The sequence below is a fragment of the Bradyrhizobium sp. Kon69 genome, assembly GCF_055807515.1.
In genome coordinates, this window is sequence record NZ_JBVVOS010000017.1 from 85,853 (window position 1) to 103,594 (window position 17,742).

Genomic DNA, 17,742 nt, shown 5'->3' on the forward strand with positions numbered 1-17,742 from the left:
CCGGCGTCGCACGATCTGGTTCAAAAGCCTGACAGGGTTGCGCGGCAGGCGGAACGAGCGCGTAGCGTGATCCAGCGAGGGGCTCACGTCGTTTACAGCCGATGCCTTTGTTAAACCGGTTGCGACACCGGAGGGGAGACCGGACATGAGCCTGTTTTTTACATATCTGTCGGTGGCTGCGACCTTCGTTGCGCTCGATATGATCTGGCTCAAGACCATGATTGAGAGACTTTACCGGCCGGTGCTGGGCGACATGTTGCGCTCGGAGCCCAACCTCGCCGCCGCCGCAGCGTTTTATCTGGCCTATCCCCTCGGCCTGATCTGGTTCGCGGTGCTGCCGGCTCAGCAGGATGGTGGCGCGCTGCGTGCCTTCACGTCCGGCGTGATGCTGGGCTGCTTCACTTATGCGACCTACGATCTGACCAACCAGGCAACGCTGAGGAATTGGTCGACGGCGCTCACTGTTGCGGACGTGGGCTGGGGATCCTTCCTCGCCGGCGTCAGCGCCTGGACTGGATTTCTCGTGGCTCAACGGATGGCACATTGATCATGGATGGGACGCACAACGGGTCGCTGCGGCACGATGGCGACCGGAAGCGCGGCCGATGGTACCGATGCGCCGCTTTCCTGTTTCTGGTTCCTGCTGCGGGGATTTTGATCGGGGTCCTGAACCGTCCGGAAGCGTGGTACGCGGCACTCAACAAGCCATCTTTCAATCCGCCGCATGCGGTGTTCGCACCGGTCTGGACGGCCCTGTTCCTGATGATCGCCGTGGCGGGATTCCGCACCTTCGAGGCGGAGCCGCGCGGAACGACGATGAGATTATGGGGCCTGCAGATGATCCTGAATTTTGCATGGTCTCCCATCTTCTTTTCGCTTCATCGCATGGACGTGGCGCTCGGCGTCATCGTTGCGCTGCTCGCTGCGATTCTCGCCTTTGTCTGGCGTCAATGGGCGAACGATCGGCTGGCATCGGCCCTTTTCATTCCCTATGCCGGCTGGGTGGGTTTTGCGACCTTGCTGAACATCTCGCTGCTCCGCCTCAATTAGGATCGGCCGCGCAGAGCTGACTTCATGGCATCGGGTCGGCGTGGCGCCGAATTAGGGGTCCGTCGCTCCGTCGCACGCGTCAAACGCGTCTCTGGTCGCCGCGATCTTGTCGGAGAGCGACGTGAATGCGATCTGGACCCTCCGCTTGGCATCGTCGTCAAGGACGAGGTGCGCGAGATCGAGCAGTCGATTACCGAAGCGCTCCGTGACAGCGAGCAAATGATCGAGACCTTCCGCGGGCTGGTTGGCCGCCAGACCGTCGACCTCCCTTACCATCTGCTCGAGTCTCGCAACGGAGGACACAAGCGGATCCTGGTGTCCACGGTTGGGGAATTCGATGATCTCTGCGGCCACGCGCGGGTTCCTTGCCTGCTTCAGGCTGCAGCCGATGCAGCAAGGCAGTCCTTGCGCACCGTCAGAAGGGTTCGGTGCAACCAGGTCTTGATGGTGCCGACCGGCACACCGAAGCGCCGCGACAAGCTCGCGCGGCTCTCACCCTCGAGATAGGCCAGCGCCACCAGCCTGCGGCGGTCTTCCGGCAAACGAGCCAGCACGCTGCGTGCGATCGGTTCGGCGCGGGCGTAGTCGAAATCGTCGCTCGCCGGCTGATCAGCACTTGTTGGAACCAGCAGCGCCTCGTCTAACTCGTAGGTCGGCAGTCTTCTGACCCGCAAATGGTCGATGGCGGTATTCCGGGCGATCGCGGACATCCAGGTCATCGCCGAAGCACGATCGCCGTCGAACCGACCCGCGTTGCGCCAGATCTTCAGATAGGCTTCCTGAAGAATGTCCTCGATGTCGTGGGGCGGAGTTCCGACGGCGAGCGCAGTCCTGCGCAGCCTGCTCCGCGTCAGCACATGCAGCGCTGCGAAGGCCCGTGTATCGCCCGCCGAAACGCATGCCAGCAGTTCGGGCAATGTCTCGCTCTGCGCCTGTCGTGTCAGGCTTAAACCGGCCATGACCTGTCTCCCTTGCGTCTCCTTCGAAACGCTCCGGGCTCGCGTTCGGATCACCCGGCGGAAGATGGAGGCGAGTGGATCAAAGCCGCACGAATGGCCCGATCAGCCTGCCGAGCAGGCTGTTCATGCGCAGGTCGCCCGTCATTGCGACAAGGCAAACACATGGGCCCTCGTCGCCCACCACAGGTCGATGGTCGACCTCGTCGTCGCCATAGTCGAAATCACCCGGACCGAACCGGCCGCCCTCATGGCTGAAGCTGCCCTCGAGCACGAGGGTCAGCTCGGTGCCGGTGTGTGTGTGCTCGAGCATGCGCGTCCCCGGCGCGGAGCGAAGCAGAAAAGCCCGCGCCGTCCCCGATCCGGACAGCTCGATCGGCCGCATGCTCAGACCCGGAGCGATGCGCCTGCGCTTGCCGATGCGGTAGTTTCGCAGCGCCGCCGGAACATCCTGCTCGCTGCCGCGAGCGACCTCGGCAGTCCGCGCCGCTCGTTCTGTGGGAGCATCGTGAATGCGCGACATCACCTGCTCGAACGCATCCGATGCGACCGGCACTGGTTCAATGTCTTCAAGCGCCAAACCGCCAAGTTGCTCGATGGCCTGCACGAACCGGCCGCACCGAGCGCAACCTGCAACATGCACCCCCACCACCAATTGATGGGCTTCTTCCAACCTGCCGGCCGCAAAGTCGGCCAGAAGATCTTCCGGTGGATGATGGCTGATCGTCATGCTTCTTCGTCCAATATGTCTCTCAGGCGGTTCATCGCCAGCCTGATCCGCGACTTCACCGTTCCGAGCGGAATGCCGAGCAGGCTCGCGATTTCCGGGTGCGGCCTCTCCTCGATGAACGACAACCTCACCACCATGGATTGCTCCATCGAGAGCTGCCTGACGGCCGAATTGATCCGCGCGGCGTCCTGCACGCGGGACATGACGGCGTCCGCGGGCTCGGCGGGATCCGGCGTCTCGGGAAGCTCAGAGGTGCCCCGCAGGCGGTCTGCCCGCGCTCTGCTGCGGAACAAATCGATGCGCAAATTGCGCGAGATGGTGAATATCCATGCCGCGGCCCCGGCCGTCCCAGGATCGAACTGGCCTGCCTTTCGCCAGACGGCGATCAGGGTATTTTGAGCAATCTCCTCCGCCTCGTCCGAACTGCACCCGGCCTTCAGCATCAGTCCCTTGATGCGCGGCGCGAAATGCTCGAACAGGCGCTTGAAGGCCTCCCGGTCTCCTGCCGAGGCGACGCGTCCGATCAGATCAGCCCAATCCACCTTTGTGTCCGGCCCTTTGCTCGTGCCCGTCGACAGCCGCGCTTCAATCCTCCGGGGAAAACCAGCCTTCGCCCGGATGGGCGCATCTAAAGCTCGGATAGCAGCGATCATAGCGCCTCGACAAGCGACCTGTGGGTCTGGGAACGAACGAGGACAGGCGCTGGATCACCGCGGGATGATCATTTCGACAGGTTCCGGCCCGTCCACGCAGAGGCCCGGCTGACCGTGCGCCGTCTCGCCCCGGGCCTCACACCGGGAACGTCAGCGATTTCGCGAGCCTGACCAGATCGACCTGGCGCCTGCAGCCCGTCTTTTCGAAGACGTGAATGAGGTGGCTCTTCACGGTGCTGACGGAAACGCCGAGCAAGGCCGAGATCGCGTCTCGTGTGTGTCCCTCGCAGATGAGCTCGAAGATGCGAATCTCGGCCGGCGTCAGGTCATAGAGCTGGTTGAGCGCATCGTGAGGCAATCGCGGCGGCCCGGCGGCTGACGTCACGAACACGGCGGCAGCGGCGCTCTGGATCAGACCGGATCGGGTGTGGCTGCGTCGCAACGGCAGAACGTGGATGACGAGAGGGTCACCGCCTTGGCGCGGGATCGGGATGCCGATGCCTTTTTGCCCGAGCGTCGCTTCGTCCTTTGCCGCCTGCGCGACGGCTGATTGCAATGCGGCCGTGGTCGCCGCGGATTGAACCGCGATCCTGCCATGCCTTGCCACGATCGGATCGCCGGCCGCGAGCATCGCCGCGGCTGCGGCGTTGGCGTGAACGATTTTCGAATCCTCGTCGGCCAGGACGACGCCCACCGTCAGGGCCTCCACCGTCGCCGCGAATGTGGTGGCTTCCACCGCCTTCATGTCGAACAGATTGCTGATCGTCACGGCGCGGCGGATGTGAGGCGCCAGAAGGCGCAATCCGTCGACCTGCGCATCGTCAATGCGGCCCGCCGACTCATGCTGGCTGAATATCGCATTTCCAACCATCGTCCTGTCGCGAACGAGGCCGACGGCAACGGCGTCGAACAAGCCCTTGGGCATGGCCCATTCGCGATAATAGCGGTTGCTGGAAATGATGTCCGGCCGGACCGCCTGGGATTGAACGATCGGCTCGCCGAGCGGGTATTGCCGAATGCGCTCGGCGCCGCCCCAGAGCTCGATGATGTCGGCGCCGTATCCGACCCCATTCTGGGCCATCTGGGCCAGGTCGGACCCGGACACCGCGTTGACGACAGCCTTCATGTTGGTGAGGCTGGCGACCGAGAGCGCGCCGGTGGCAAAGCCGAATTCGGCGCAAATCTCATCCAGAACTGCGGTCCATCGTTCAGGTGCGATCACACAATCATAGATATTGCCGATGAGGTCCGAGAACTTCTCGACCGAAGCCTGCTGCATTCCAAACCACTCACTTCATAATCACTGGACGACAGAGCGTGCCATCACCCCGAGCTTCCCTACACCGGAAACGTCAGCGACCTTGCCAGCCGGACCAGATCGACCTGGCGCCGGCAACCTGTCTTTTCGAAGACATGCAAGAGGTGACTTTTCACGGTGCTGACGGACACCTTCGCTGCTTGCGCGATGGCCGATTGCAACGTGCTGGTGGTGGTCGCCGATTGAACGGCGATCCGGCCATGCCGAGCCAGAAGTGGATCGCTTGCCGCGAGCATGGCTGTGGCTGCGGCATTGGTGTGAACGATCTTCGAATCGCCGTCCGCCAGAACGACTCCGACCGTCAGGGTCTCCACTGTCGCGGCTTCCACGGTCTTCATGTCGAACAGATTGCTGATGATCACGGCGCGGCGGATGTGAGGTGCGAGAACGCGCAATCCGCTAACCTGCGCATCGTCAATGGCCCCGTCCGACTGATGCTGACTGAATGTCGCATTGCCGATCATTGTTTTCTCGCGAACGAGGGCGACGCCGACGGCGTCGAACAAGCCCTTGGGGAGAGCCCATTCCAGGTGATAGCGATTGCCGAGGACTATTTCCTCTGGGACCGCCTGGGATCGAATGATCGGTTCTCCAAGCGGATATTGCCGGATGCGCTCAACGCCGCCCCAGAGTTCGAGGATATCAGGCGCATACTCGATGCTGGTCTGGGCCATCGTCTGGACAGGGTCGGTCCCGGAGGCGGCATTGACTCCGATCCTCATGTTCGTGAGGCTATATGCCGAGAGCACGGCCGTCGCGAAGCCGAGCTCCGCGCGAATCTCGTTTAGAACGCCCGTCCAGCGTTCCGGCGCGATCACGCAATCGTAGACCGCGCCGATGAGGTCCGAGAACTTCTCGACCGAAGCCTGCTGCATTCCAAACCACTCATCTGAAAATAACGGACGTCACGTGAACGCTAGTTTAGGAGTGGCTTCATCGCCTATGGTCTATTTCATAATCCTGAGCCGGTGATCTTATCACCCGGATTCCGTGGCGCAACGGGAACACCGAACACAAATGCTTATGACGCTCTCTTGGGCAGTTGCCATGATTTTCACGAATTCCGGAACGTCAGCGTTTTGACCGCGTAAGTCCGACGCTCGGGCGTCTGATTAAAACTGCGGCAGACGCGACGTCGATTGCAAACCGACAGGACTATGGCTCGGCCGACCAGCGCATCGATCATCGCCGGGTGATTGACGACACATATCATTCCAGCTGATCAATCTAGCTTGCTGTCAGGTGGCTCGCAGTGATCCACCAAGCAAAGGCAAAACTCATGCGCAACTACATCCTCGTGGCTCTCGCAGCGACCGCATTGGCGAACGTGGTGACACCTTCGAGCGCGACGACCATCGTCCGCGACCATCGCGACCCGCCCGTCGTGCGCGACCATCGCGATCAACCCATCGTCCGGGACCACCGGACTCACCCCGAGGTCCGCGACCACCGCCACTAAGCATTATGGCGACGGAGCCGAACTGAGGAGGCTCGGCTCCGTTTCGCCTCATGGATCGTCTGCGCGTGGCGCGGACGTCCATTCGCGATTGTGAGGCATGAGAACGAGCCACGCCCGCGCTCTCATGCTATGGCTGCCTCGCAACGACGCGAGGACACCCATGCTCCCCCTTCCCGCCGATATCTTCACCGAGCCCGAGGACGTCTCCCCCGACGGCCTTGCCAATCTCGGCCCGCTCCGCCGTCTCGCCGGCAGCTGGCAGGCCGACAAAGGTATCGACATCAATCCGAAGGCAGAGGGGCCGGAGCGGCGGACCTTCATCGAGCGCATCCGGATGGACCCGATCGATCCGCAAGCCAACGGGCCGCAGCTGCTCTATGGGCTGCGCTATCACATCCACATCAACACGCCCGAGGAAGACATCACCTTCCACGACCAGGTCGGCTACTGGTTGTGGGAGCCCGCGACCGGGTTGATCATGCAGACGCTGGCGCTCCCCCGCGGGCAGGTGCTGCTGGCGTCGGGCAAGGCCGGGCCGGACGACAAAGCGATCTCCGTCACCGCCAAGCGTGGGGATACCGCTTACGGGATCTGTTCGACTGATTTTCTGGAACAAGCGTTCCGCACCGACGCTTACCGCTGCGACATCACCTTCAACGACGACGGCAGTTGGACCTATCTGATCCAGACCGAGTTGTTCGTGCGCGGCGCGCCGTTCAACCATCGCGACACCAACACGCTCAAACTCGTCGCGCCGCCAAAGCTCAATCCCCTCGCGGCGATCTTGAACGGTCGCGCCACGGGGAATGAGAAGGGCAATGAGCCGGCCGCCTGAGCGCGGCCCGGAGATACGCATGAAGCCTTACGTTATTTGCCTGATGCATTCGAGTCTGGACGGCCGCACCCATCCGAGCCGCTGGCGCCCGAAGGGGGCAGGAACGGACTGGTTCGAGAAGATCCACGACGAGCTCGGCGGCGATGCCTGGGTGATCGGCCGCGTCACCGGCTCGGAGTTCGCCAAGGGCGAGCCCTATCCGCCGACGACGGACGCGAAATTTCCGCGCGAAAACTGGTTCGCGCGGCGCGACGCGAAAACTTATGGCGTCGTGCTCGATGCGAAGGGCAAGATCGGCTGGGGCCGCTCCGATATCGGCGGCGATCCGATCGTCGTCGTGCTGACCGAGAGCGTCTCCGATGCGCATCTCGCCGGGCTCCGTGGCGAGGGCGTGTCCTATATCTTTGCCGGCAAGTCCGAGATCGACCTCGCACTGACGCTGGACATTCTCAACCGCGAGCTCGGCGTGAAGCGCCTGCTGGTGGAGGGTGGCGGCGTCGCCAACGGCGCGTTCCTGCGTGCCGGCCTGATCGACGAGTTCAACCTGATCCTCAGTCCCGCGATCGACGGCGCCAAGGGCGCGCCCTTCGTGTTCGATTCCACGGACGCCGACGGGGACCGGCGTGCGCCGCTGAGCGCGATGACGCTGGAGAGCACGCGGGATCTCGGCGGCAGTGTCCTGCTGCTGCGCTATCTGATCCAGAACGATCCGCAGGCCGTGGGCAAGTAGCAGCATCGAGATGTCGCCAACGTCAGAGCATATCGTCATCGTCGGTGCCGGCGCCGCCGGCCTGATGGCGGCGCGCGAGCTGGCGCGCGCGGGCAGGACAGTGACGATCCTGGAGGCGCGCGAGCGCTGCGGCGGCCGCATCCATCCGCTGCCCGCTTCGGAGTTCGGCTACCCCGCCGATGGCGGCGCCGAATTCGTCCACGGCGAGGCGCCGGTCACGCGCGCGTTGCTGCGGGAGGCCGGGTTATCCCTTCAAGAGATCGAAGGCGAGCGGTGGGGCTTTGACGGCGCTGACGTCGTGCGCGAGGATCGCCACGATCCGCATGAGGCTGAGCTGCACGCCGTGGTTCGGGAATTGAACGACGACCTCACCGTCGCCGATTTCCTGCGCCGGCATTTTGCCGGCGATGAGCACGCGCGGCTGCGCCATGCGATCGAGCGAATGGTCGAGGGCTATGATGCGGCCGATCCCGAGCGTGCCTCCACGCTGGCGCTGCGCGAGGAATGGATGGCTGGCGGGCACTCCCCGCAGGCCCGCATCCAGGGCGGCTATGGTGCGATGATCGAGTTCCTGACGGCCGAGTGCCGCAAGCTTGGCGTGATTTTTCGCTTCGGCTGCGTGGTGTCGGCGATCGAGGAGGAGGGCGGCGCGCTCGCCATTCGCTGTGTCGGCGGCGGGGTGCATAATTGCAATCGCGTGATCCTTACTGTTCCGTTGCCGTTGCTGCGCGAGATCGGGCTGCCGAGCCGCGCGCGCGCGAGGGCGGCGGCGGCGGCCGACGACATCGGCTTCGGTAACGTTATAAAGATCCTGCTGCGCTTCAGGCGGCCGTGGTGGCGCGAGCGCAAGGAAGAGCTCGCGGACATGAGCTTCCTTTTGACCGACCAAGCCATCCCGGTGTGGTGGACGCAATATCCGGCCCGGCATCCCGTGCTGACCGGATGGTTCGGCGGCCCGCGCACAGCAGCGCTGTCGCAGCTCGACCCGCAAGCGCTGATCGATGCCGGGCTCGATTCGCTTGCGACCGTCTTCGGCCTGTCGCGCGAGGACCTCGCGCGCGAGCTCATCGCGGCCGTTGCGACAAACTGGGCGCACGATCCCTACGCCCGCGGCGCCTATTCCTGGGCGACGCCGCGAACGCGCGAGGCGCAAACGATCCTCGCGCGCGCCGACGGTCCGGTGCTGTTCTCCGGCGAGGCGCTCTATCGCGGAGCCGACATGGGCACGGTCGAAGCGGCGCTGGCGAGCGGTCAGCAGACGGTTGGGATGATCTTGCGGGGATAGGCTGACGAGCAAAAAAAGGCCCGCATTTCGCGGGCCTTTCGTGTTGCTGCCTCTCGTCTTACCAGCGACTGCCGCCGAAGCCGAACGTCACGCTGGGACCGCCGCCGCCATAATATCCGTACGGTCCGCCGCCGTAATATCCGTGGTGCCGCGGATAATAGCCGTAGCTCCGGTAGTGCGGACGATAATAGCCGTGATGGTGGTGAGGACGCCAGTGATGGCGATAGCCGTGATGGTGGTGCCTGTGCTGCGCGCTGATGTCGGTTGACTGGGCGGCCGGCGCGTTCTGTTTTGCGCTTGAATGATCGGCCGCGTTCGCCGCGGATCCGCCGGCAAGCGCCGCAGCACCGACGGCCATCGCGACAAAGAGATACTTCATGTCATCACTCCAGTTGAATGTCGTGTGACAACACATGGTCAGCCGGCGCGTTCCGGCCAGTGCAGGCGTCGAAACGACGCAGTTTCATTGGCGTCCGATTCGCAGCGACGCGCGTCTCGTGAGATTTATTGTCGCATCACCAGCGTCGACCGCAACCCTGCCATCACTCTGCCGCGAATGACGCAATCACGTCATCGCTGGCGACGATGCGCGCAAATTCGCCGTTCAGATTCGACAGCGTCATCGCGCGAGCGCTCTCCCCCTCACGGATGCGGATCGGGAAAGCCGTGGCGTTCGGAGAGGGCGGCCAGGATGGCGTCCTTGTCGGCAATGAACGCACGGCCCTGATGGCGGCCGGTCTGGTGCGGCGAGGTCGCTCCAACCGCCAGCACGAGCAGCGGCAACGACTGGTTCTCCTCGCCGGCCAGCGCGATCACCGCGTGCCGCGGGCGTGGCCACGCGATGCGCTCGACATCGAGCTTGTCGGCGAGCTGCGGAAACGAGACCAGCAAGCCCTCGATCAGCGCGCAATGCCAGCAATAGAAACGGCGTCCAGGAAAGGCCGGGTCCTCGAAACCAGGTCGCAGCAGAAACAGGCGATCGCGCGTCATGGGTCGCTCCGAGGTACGGCCGCAATGTCAAGACATGATTCGATGATGTCGCGAAAGGACGCCATGTCGGGGCGGATCAGTCAATCGCTCAAGTCAACGTGATCCTCATGCGCGTTGCGCTTGATCCAGCGCAACTCCGGCCAGGGTCTCGCCATGCAATGTCGCCGCGACAATTCGAATTGCAGATCGAGGCAAGACATGAAGGCGTATTTCATCGGTGGCGGCGTGGGATCGCTCGCGGGCGCGGCGTTCCTGGTTCGTGACGCGCAGCTGCCGGGGCGGGACATCGTGATCTACGAGGCGCAGCCGCTGGTCGGAGGCAGCCTCGACGGCGCGCTGCTCGCGAACGGGGCTTATTCGCTGCGCGGCGGACGCATGCTCACGACCGATCACTACGAATGCACCTGGGACCTGCTGTCGAGCATTCCCTCGCTCGAACGTCCCGGCCTCAGCGTGCGCGAGGAAACCGTCGCGTTCAACACCGAGAACCCTGCGCATTCGCGAGCGCGGCTGGTCGATCGCAACCGCTTCAAGCTCGATGTCTCGCATATGGGATTTTCCGGGCGCGACCGGCTCGAGTTGCTGCGGCTCACGGAGGCCTCGGAGGAGACGCTCGGCAACAGCCGCATCACCGACCGGCTGTCGCCCAAATTCTTCGAATCCAATTTCTGGTACATGTGGCAGACCACTTTCGCCTTTCAGCCCTGGCACAGCGCGGTCGAGCTGAAGCGCTATCTGCATCGCTTCATGAACGTTCCCGCGCATCGAGACGCTCGCCGGCGTCAAGCGCACCGTCTACAACCAGTATGACGCGATCGTGCGGCCGCTTGCCGACTGGCTCAAGGGGCAGGGCGTGCAGTTCGTGCGCGGCACCGCCGTCACCGACATGGCGATCGAGAGCGAGGACGGACGCTTGCGGGTGCGCCAGCTCGTACTCGACCGCGACGGCCGCACCGCCAATGCCCAGCTCGAGGACGGCGATCTCGTGTTCTTTCAGAACGGCTCGATGACCGACGCCTCGAGCCTGGGCTCGATGACCGAGCCGGCTCCGCGCCTGACCAAGTCCGACAGCCGGGGTTGGACGCTGTGGGAGAAAATCGCGAACGGACGTCCCGAATTCGGCAAGCCGTCCGCGTTCAACGCGTCGATCCCGGAATCCTATTGGCTGTCCTTCACTGTCACCTGCCGCGATCCGCGCTTCTTCGACAAGATGGAGGCGTTCTCCGGCAATAAGGCCGGCACCGGCGGCCTCGTCACGTTCAGGGACTCCAACTGGCTGATGTCGGTGGTGCTGTATCATCAACCGCATTTCGCCGGACAGCCGAACAACGTGCAGGTGTTCTGGGGCTATGCGCTGCATCCCGACCGCGTCGGCAATTTCGTGGCCAAGCCGATGTCCGATTGCGGCGGCGCCGACATCCTGAGGGAGCTTTGCGGTCACCTGAACTTCGACCCTGGCGTCTTCGGGGATGCGATCTGCATTCCCTGTCGCATGCCTTACATCACCAGCATGTTCATGCCGCGCACCGCCACCGACCGGCCGCTGCCGGTGCCCAGGAATTCCGTCAATCTCGCCTTCGTCAGCCAGTTCGTCGAAATCCCCGATGACGTCGTGTTCACCGTCGAATATTCGGTGCGCGCGGCGCAAATGGCGGTCTATCAGCTGATGAAGATCGATCGCCCGGTGCCCCCGGTGACGCGGCACGACAAATCGCTCGCGGTGATCTTCGCGACGCTGGAAAAGGCGTTCACGTGACGGATGGAGCTATTTGAACGGATCCTGGATCGACGGCGCCGACTGCCTGATACGACGCACGCTTACGGGTGTGCCGTCGGAGACGAACAGCAGTTCGTAGCGGCGGCCTTCGCTGTCGGTGGCGGAGCAGGTGACGTCAGTCACCTTCTTGGCGGCGAAATTGCCGGTCTGGCGGCAGAGGCCGCTGGAGGTCTGCTCGGCCGGCACCGGCAGGCCGTCGACCTTGGGGCGGTCCTTGGAATTGAGCAGCATGCGGTCGATCGGCAGCTCGTAGGAATTGTCGTCGGCGCGCTTGCCGTTCTCGCCGGAGAACGACACGACGTGATTCTCGTCGGCAGGATCGTCGACCGCGACGGTGAAGTTGACCCGGCCTCTGTCGCCATGGGCGTAGGCGACCGTCTTGCAGGCGAAGGTGCGCCCGGCGACTTTCAACGTCTTGCAGTGGCCGGACATCAGCGCCAGCAAGTCGATAAACGCGGTCTGCTGCCCGGGTGGATTGTTGACGGGAATCGGCGCGGAAGACTCGGCAAAACAAGGGCTTGCCAAGAGGGCGAAGGTGGGGACGAGGGCGACAGCGAGGATGGGTCGGCAGAGGCGCATCGGGAGGCTCACATGCCAGGGAACCACGGGAAAGTTCCGTCCGACAACCAGCGAACGGCAAATTGGTTGCGATCCCGTTTGCTCAGCCAAGTCCGTCTGAAATACCACCGCGCCACCCCAACGGCGATTCGCCCAGATCGCCCAACCCATTCCCGGCCGGCACTTGCCGCCCGGCCGGTGTTTTTTTCGTGGCAGGGCTACCCCATTGCCGCCTGCCAGCGCCTATCGCGCAAGGAGGGACGGCGGTGCAGGCGGGCATCGAGCAGGGTGCGGGCGCGGGGCAGGTCGCCGCTGCGCATCAGGGCAACGACAAAAGTGTCCTCGATCAACTCGCGCTGGGCGTGGCTGCCGCCGAGACGCACGACCTCACTGAGAATCGGCGTGAGCGTTTGCACGCATGCCGCGTAGTCCTCGTTGGCAAAGGCCGCCAGTGCGCGGCAGACCGCCGGCACCACGGGACCGGCCGGTAGCTTGCCATCGGCGAGCCGCTGCTCGATCACGGCAAGACGCGCGGCGAGCGCCTCGCGATTTTGCGTCGCTGCCGCCAACAGTGCCATGTGGATATCGGCAAAGGGCAGGCTCGATTTCGGAAACAGTTTTTGCGCGGCGGCGTCCGCTTCGAGCCAGAGCGCGCTCGGCACGGCGTGGCCGTAAGCCGACAGGCGCCAGAGCAGTGACGCACCGTCGGTGACGAGATTGAGCGGCGGCGCCTGTGTGGCGTTTGGCTGCAGCACATCGGCATAGATCGCGAGCGCTCGTGCGGCATCGCCATGCTCCAGCGCGCCGAGCGCCTGATGCCAACGGATGTGGCCGTGCAAGATCCCGGCGCGGTCGTAACAGGGCATCCAGTCGTCGACGAACCGGTCGGCCGCTTCGATCGAGCCGTCCTCGAACATCGCATGCAGCACGGCGTGCGCGGCATGGGCATTCTGCCGGCGCAGCTCGAAACCGCGCTCGGTGACGCCGCGGCCGCGACTGACATTGCCGTTCTCGGTCATCGCCCAGCCGTACATGGTGAGGAACCACCAATCCTCGCCATAGTGATGCGCGACGCGTTCGCACAGCTCCTGCCGCGCGCGGCCGTGATCGGCCATGCCGGAGAACGCGAACAGGCCGAAGGCGCCGAGCGGCAGCGACAGCGCCAGTGCATCGCGCGGCCACGCCTCGACGTGCTTCATCGTCGCCGCGATCGCCTCGGGCAGCCGGCCCTGGATTGCGAGCGCCAGCGTCTCGACATGCGAACGCTCGCGTTCCGTGCCGCGTTTCGCCACGAGCTCGCGCGCGAGTGCTGCCTTCTGCCGTGCCAGATCGCCTTGCTGATAGAAGCCATGCAGGCGGGCGCGGGCGATATGGGCCAGCGCAAAATCCGGATCGAGCGCAATCGCGCGCTCCAGCGTTTCCGCCGTGCCGGTCCAGCCCGCGAGCATGAGGTCGACGCCTTCGCGATAAGCGGATGCCGCCTCGGGCGAAGAGGTGGAGAGCGGCAGGCCGTAGCGATCTTCGAGGGCCATTCCTGTCTCCGGCTCAGGTCGTCCGCGCGCGGCGTCCTTCGATCGGATAGGCCGGGTCGTTGTAGCCCGGCGTCGAGGGATGACCCGGCACGACCAGTCTGTCGATCAGCGCCTCGTCCTCGGCAGTGAAGCGATAGTCGAGCGCGCCGGTGTAGCCGTCCCATTGCTCCTCGGTGCGCGGACCGGCAACGATCGAGGAGACAAAGGCGGAGTTCAGCACCCAGGCGACCGCGAACTGGCCGGCGGTGATGCCCTTTTTCTCGGCGTGGGTCTTGATCTCCTGCGCCAGCTGGAGCGATTCCGGCCGCCATTCGGTCTGCATCATGCGCGTGTCGTTGCGGCCTGCGCGCGTCTCCTTGTCGGGAGCCGCGTCGGGCTTGTATTTGCCGGTCAGCACGCCGCGCGCGAGCGGGCTATAGGGCACGATGCCGAGGCCGTAATAGGAGCAGGCCGGGAAGTGCTCGACTTCGGGCATGCGATTCATGGCGTTGTAATAGGGCTGACTCACCGCGGGCCGGTCGATGCCGAGCCGGTCGCAAATGTTGCAGATCTCGGCGACGCGCCAGGCGCGATAGTTCGAGACGCCGAAATAGCGCACCTTGCCGGCGCGGATCAGGTCGCCCATCGCGCGCACCGTCTCCTCCAGCGGCGTCGAATGGTCTTCCTTGTGCAGATAATAGATGTCGATGTGGTCGGTGCCGAGCCGCTTCAGGCTCTCATCCGCAGCCTGCAATACCCAGCGTCGCGACAGGCCGACACGGTTGGGATCCTCGCCCATGGGGTTCGCGAGTTTCGTCGCCAGCACCCAGGCGTGACGGTTGTTGCCGATCGCGCGTCCCACGACCTCTTCGGATGCGCCCTTCGAATAGGCATCGGCGGTGTCGATGAAATTGACCCCGGCCTCGTGCGCCTTCGCGATGATCCGCTTCGATGAGGCTTCATCGGTCGGCCCGCCGAACATCATGGTGCCCAAACAGATCGGCGACACTTTGAGGCCGCTGCGGCCGAGTTGGCGATATTGCATGGGTCGCGTCCTTGCTGCTTTTTCGGGCGACAGCATAGCCGTCTCACTCCGTCATTGCGAGCGCAGCGAAGCAATCCAGAAATGCGTCCGCGGCGGCAGTCTGGATTGCTTCGCCGCGCTCGCAATGACAAGGTTGGGGAAGATGCTTCCTACGCTCTCAGCTGTCATCGCCCGGCTTGACCGGGCGATCCAGTACGCCGAGAGGTTAGTGATGAGCGGAGAAGCCGCGGCGTACTGGATTCCCCGCCTTCGCGAGGAATGACAGCGTTGGGCGTGGAGCCTACCCCGGCCCCTTCAAGATCTTGAACACACCATTGGCCATCACCACGCAGCGGCCGTCCACCGTCACCTCGGTGCTCATGAAGATCAGGCTGCGCGTCGAGCGCACCACGCGCGGGCGGGAGATCAGGATGTCGCCGATCTGTCCGGCTTCGACGAAATGGGTGTCGAGCTGCACCGTCGCCATGAACTCCTTGCCGGAGACGTAGCGGGCGGTCATGCCGCAGGTGCGGTCCGCGAACGTCATCATCACGCCGCCCTGAACCATGCCGCGGCGATTGTGGTGCTTGTCCTCGGTCGCGAGTGCGAATTCGTATTGGCTCTCGACCTTGCGCTCCCACAGCGGGCCGATCAGATGCATGAAGCCCGTGGTCTCCAGAATGGTCCAGCCGTCTGCTTTCAGCCTTGCGGCTGTCTTATTGGTCATGTCGTCCATTCCCGAACGGTCGTGCGATCTCATTTCATCGGGGCCGGACGTGGTGTAGTCAAGCATCATGAGACCGTTCGATGATGCCACACGGCGGAATATCGCGGCTGCCTGCGCGGCCTTCACGCGGCTGCCGGAGGACGAGGCGCCGGCGGTGTTGAAGCGTGCCGCGGTGGCAATTGCGCTGACTGCGGCCAGCGAGAGCGATGACACGGCGTTGCTGCTCACACTGCGCGCATCTCATTTGCGCGCCCATCGCGGTCAATGGGCTCTGCCCGGCGGACGCTGCGATGCCGGCGAGACGCCGGTCGAGGCGGCACTGCGCGAGCTCGACGAGGAGCTTGGCCTCCACCTCACAGGCGCGGAAGTGCTCGGCACGCTCGATGATTATCCGACCCGCTCCGGCTATCTGATTACGCCGGTCGTGGTCTGGGCCGCCGATAGTGCCGCGATCAAACCAAACCCGGACGAGGTCGCCTCCGTCCATCGCATCGCGCTCGCGACGGTCGAGCGCGCCGACGCCTTCGATTTCGTCGCAATCCCCGAGAGCACGCGCCGCGTGATCCGCTTCCACCATCGATCGAGCTTGATCCACGCACCGACGGCGGCCCTGATCTACCAGTTCCGCGAAGTGCTGGCGGGGCGGCACACCCGCGTCACCGAGCTGGAACAGCCGGTATTCGCCTGGAAGTGACGCGAGGCGCGAAAACGAGGTAAACGACGTGTTAACGTGACGGTTACCGGATGCCTGCTAACAGGGCAGCATGCATCAATCGATTCGAAAAGCGGTGAGACTGGTTCCACTCGCGCTCGTCCTGCTCGCGCCCGCCGCGCGCGGCGGCGAATCCGACGCGCTGCCGCCGGCCGTCCGCAATGCCAAAGCCCAGTTGTTGTCGCAGTTTTTCGCGCAAGGCGGCGCGTCGCCCGCCGTGCTGGAATATCGCCGCAAGCTGCAGGAATATCAGGCGGCGCGTGCTGCGTTCGACGAGGAAGCCGGCGCCTATTGGAGCCAGATCTCCGAGAAGCGGAAAGGCCGCAACGCGAAGCGGCGCAGCGGTCAGCAGATCACGCTCGACGATTACGTGCTGGAGCATCCGCCGCTCTATAACGGGCCGAAACGGCCGGTGAATCCGGAGCCGGAGGAAACCCCGGACCGCCCGACGAGAAAGCCGATCCCCGTGGTCGCCGATCTGCTGCGCGCGGCGCAGGAACTCTACCAGTTCACGCCGCAGCGGCCGGCCAACGAAGTCGAATTCAAGCGCGTCTATGCACGCTACGCGCTGGCCTCGGGGTTGACGCGCGAGCAGGCGGTGCGGGTCTATGCGTTCGAGACCGGCGGCACCGGAAGCTACGACGTGCAGGCGGGAATCGAGCATGGCGGCAAGCGCGCCATTTCGACCGCGATGGGCTACAACCAGCTGCTGACGACCAACAGCGTCGAGCTGCTGGCCGAGCAAGGCCATGAATTCATCCGCGCGCTTTCTGACAAGGTGGCGCGGACCTCGGGCCCGGCGCGCCAGTCGCTCGAGCACAAGCTCACTGTGCTCAAGAAAATGGTGGCGCATGCCAAATCGGTGCCCGACACCTGGTCGGAGCACGAGAAGATCGGCAACACCGCGCAGGGCTGGGCCATGCATGCCATGGTGCTCGACATCGATATCGGGCCGATGCTGCAGACCCACAAGCTGCTCACCTCGGTGCTGTTCGCGCGCGCCAAGGGCTATAGCCGCCCGCTCAGTGCGGCCGAGCTGGAGATGATGAACCTCACCGGCGACGGCACCGGCCTCGACATGGTGACGATGCCGCAGACGATGCGCGAGCAGGTGCCGACCTCGAACTTCTTCCAGCGCGGCGGCTACGAGCGCAACCCGGTCGCGATCCGCCACAACACGGTGGCGAAGCTGTTGGCGGTGACGGACACGAGGATGGACAGCAACAGCAACAATGCCGGCGCGCGGGAGCTCGCGGGGGCGTTTTAGACGATGTCTCTTCACCTCGCCCCGCTTGCGGGGAGAGGTCGGATTGCGAAGCAATCCGGGTGAGGGGGTACAGGTCTCTTTACAATCTCATGCGCGGAGGCAGCCCCTCACCCCAGCCCTCTCCCCGCAAGAGCGGGGCGAGGGAGCGTGCCGCGACCTC

At 64.3% G+C, this 17,742-nt stretch carries 20 protein-coding genes and 1 pseudogene; 9 read left to right on the top strand and 12 right to left on the bottom strand.

Going from position 1 to position 17,742, the window contains the following annotated elements; all coding sequences use genetic code 11:
* The first annotated feature begins 145 nt into the window (after window positions 1-145).
* Both AC0L3U_RS22650 and AC0L3U_RS22655 read left to right on the top strand, forming a co-directional pair.
* A complete protein-coding gene (locus tag AC0L3U_RS22650; RefSeq protein ID WP_473363265.1) occupies window positions 146-547 on the top strand; it encodes a DUF2177 family protein in 402 nt (133 codons plus the stop codon).
* Between the two features lie 2 nt (window positions 548-549).
* Window positions 550-1,050: a TspO/MBR family protein gene (locus AC0L3U_RS22655; protein ID WP_473363266.1), complete on the top strand. Its 501-nt coding sequence runs from the start codon at window positions 550-552 to the stop codon at window positions 1,048-1,050.
* A 51-nt stretch (window positions 1,051-1,101) separates the two neighbouring features.
* Here the strand turns inward: AC0L3U_RS22655 and AC0L3U_RS22660 are convergent, their stop codons facing one another.
* The 6 genes from AC0L3U_RS22660 to AC0L3U_RS22685 form a co-directional block, all read right to left on the bottom strand.
* A complete protein-coding gene (locus tag AC0L3U_RS22660; protein WP_473363267.1) occupies window positions 1,102-1,404 on the bottom strand; it encodes a hypothetical protein in 303 nt (100 codons plus the stop codon).
* A gap of 20 nt (window positions 1,405-1,424) precedes the next feature.
* Entirely contained in the window at window positions 1,425-2,009 is a 585-nt protein-coding gene (locus AC0L3U_RS22665; RefSeq protein WP_473363268.1) for an RNA polymerase sigma factor, read from the bottom strand.
* A 79-nt stretch (window positions 2,010-2,088) separates the two neighbouring features.
* A complete protein-coding gene (locus AC0L3U_RS22670; protein WP_473363269.1) occupies window positions 2,089-2,736 on the bottom strand; it encodes a ChrR family anti-sigma-E factor in 648 nt (215 codons plus the stop codon).
* Window positions 2,733-3,278 (bottom strand): sigma-70 family RNA polymerase sigma factor, encoded by a 546-nt coding sequence (locus AC0L3U_RS22675; protein WP_473363342.1) that lies wholly within the window; start codon window positions 3,276-3,278, stop codon window positions 2,733-2,735. Before AC0L3U_RS22675 ends, AC0L3U_RS22670 begins: the two co-directional genes overlap by 4 nt.
* Before the next feature lie 247 nt (window positions 3,279-3,525).
* Window positions 3,526-4,668, bottom strand: a complete 1,143-nt coding sequence (locus tag AC0L3U_RS22680) for a helix-turn-helix transcriptional regulator (protein ID WP_473363270.1) — start codon at window positions 4,666-4,668, stop codon at window positions 3,526-3,528.
* Window positions 4,669-4,727: 59 nt separating this feature from the next.
* Window positions 4,728-5,582, bottom strand: coding sequence for a hypothetical protein (locus tag AC0L3U_RS22685; protein WP_473363271.1), 855 nt, complete (start codon window positions 5,580-5,582; stop codon window positions 4,728-4,730).
* 377 nt (window positions 5,583-5,959) lie between these two features.
* Between AC0L3U_RS22685 and AC0L3U_RS22690 the strand changes: the two genes are divergently transcribed.
* From AC0L3U_RS22690 to AC0L3U_RS22705, 4 genes are all read left to right on the top strand, one after another.
* Window positions 5,960-6,166, top strand: coding sequence for a hypothetical protein (locus AC0L3U_RS22690; protein WP_473363272.1), 207 nt, complete (start codon window positions 5,960-5,962; stop codon window positions 6,164-6,166).
* Window positions 6,167-6,326: 160 nt separating this feature from the next.
* A complete protein-coding gene (locus tag AC0L3U_RS22695) occupies window positions 6,327-7,001 on the top strand; it encodes an FABP family protein (RefSeq protein WP_473363273.1) in 675 nt (224 codons plus the stop codon).
* Window positions 7,002-7,020: 19 nt separating this feature from the next.
* Window positions 7,021-7,731 (top strand): RibD family protein, encoded by a 711-nt coding sequence (locus AC0L3U_RS22700; RefSeq protein ID WP_473363274.1) that lies wholly within the window; start codon window positions 7,021-7,023, stop codon window positions 7,729-7,731.
* Window positions 7,732-7,741: 10 nt separating this feature from the next.
* On the top strand, window positions 7,742-9,016 hold the full coding sequence (locus AC0L3U_RS22705; RefSeq protein ID WP_473363275.1) for a flavin monoamine oxidase family protein: 1,275 nt from the start codon (window positions 7,742-7,744) through the stop codon (window positions 9,014-9,016).
* A gap of 58 nt (window positions 9,017-9,074) precedes the next feature.
* Here AC0L3U_RS22705 and AC0L3U_RS22710 read toward each other — a convergent pair whose 3' ends face one another.
* Both AC0L3U_RS22710 and AC0L3U_RS22715 read right to left on the bottom strand, forming a co-directional pair.
* Entirely contained in the window at window positions 9,075-9,395 is a 321-nt protein-coding gene (locus AC0L3U_RS22710) for a hypothetical protein (RefSeq protein ID WP_473363276.1), read from the bottom strand.
* Window positions 9,396-9,658: 263 nt separating this feature from the next.
* Window positions 9,659-10,006 carry a DUF3088 domain-containing protein gene (locus AC0L3U_RS22715; protein WP_473363277.1) on the bottom strand — a complete coding sequence of 116 codons (348 nt, stop codon included), beginning with the start codon at window positions 10,004-10,006 and terminating at the stop codon, window positions 9,659-9,661.
* Window positions 10,007-10,204: 198 nt separating this feature from the next.
* On the opposite strand from AC0L3U_RS22715, the pseudogene AC0L3U_RS22720 reads away from it, so the two are divergent.
* Window positions 10,205-11,762 (top strand): annotated as a pseudogene (locus AC0L3U_RS22720) (oleate hydratase).
* A gap of 9 nt (window positions 11,763-11,771) precedes the next feature.
* Here the strand turns inward: AC0L3U_RS22720 and AC0L3U_RS22725 are convergent.
* The 4 genes from AC0L3U_RS22725 to AC0L3U_RS22740 all read right to left on the bottom strand — a co-directional run bounded on the left by AC0L3U_RS22725 (window position 11,772) and on the right by AC0L3U_RS22740 (window position 15,603).
* Entirely contained in the window at window positions 11,772-12,362 is a 591-nt protein-coding gene (locus AC0L3U_RS22725) for a hypothetical protein (RefSeq protein ID WP_473363278.1), read from the bottom strand.
* 197 nt (window positions 12,363-12,559) lie between these two features.
* Window positions 12,560-13,873: a tetratricopeptide repeat protein gene (locus AC0L3U_RS22730; RefSeq protein ID WP_473363279.1), complete on the bottom strand. Its 1,314-nt coding sequence runs from the start codon at window positions 13,871-13,873 to the stop codon at window positions 12,560-12,562.
* Window positions 13,874-13,886: 13 nt separating this feature from the next.
* Window positions 13,887-14,897: an aldo/keto reductase gene (locus AC0L3U_RS22735; protein ID WP_473363280.1), complete on the bottom strand. Its 1,011-nt coding sequence runs from the start codon at window positions 14,895-14,897 to the stop codon at window positions 13,887-13,889.
* A 280-nt stretch (window positions 14,898-15,177) separates the two neighbouring features.
* Entirely contained in the window at window positions 15,178-15,603 is a 426-nt protein-coding gene (locus AC0L3U_RS22740) for a PaaI family thioesterase (RefSeq protein ID WP_473363281.1), read from the bottom strand.
* 64 nt (window positions 15,604-15,667) lie between these two features.
* Here AC0L3U_RS22740 and AC0L3U_RS22745 point away from each other — a divergent pair, with 64 nt between their 5' ends.
* Both AC0L3U_RS22745 and AC0L3U_RS22750 read left to right on the top strand, forming a co-directional pair.
* A complete protein-coding gene (locus AC0L3U_RS22745; protein WP_473363343.1) occupies window positions 15,668-16,297 on the top strand; it encodes an NUDIX hydrolase in 630 nt (209 codons plus the stop codon).
* 70 nt (window positions 16,298-16,367) lie between these two features.
* The gene (locus AC0L3U_RS22750; protein ID WP_473363282.1) at window positions 16,368-17,582 is read left to right on the top strand and encodes a hypothetical protein; all 1,215 of its coding nucleotides are present in this window, start codon (window positions 16,368-16,370) and stop codon (window positions 17,580-17,582) included.
* The last annotated feature ends 160 nt before the right edge of the window (window positions 17,583-17,742 follow it).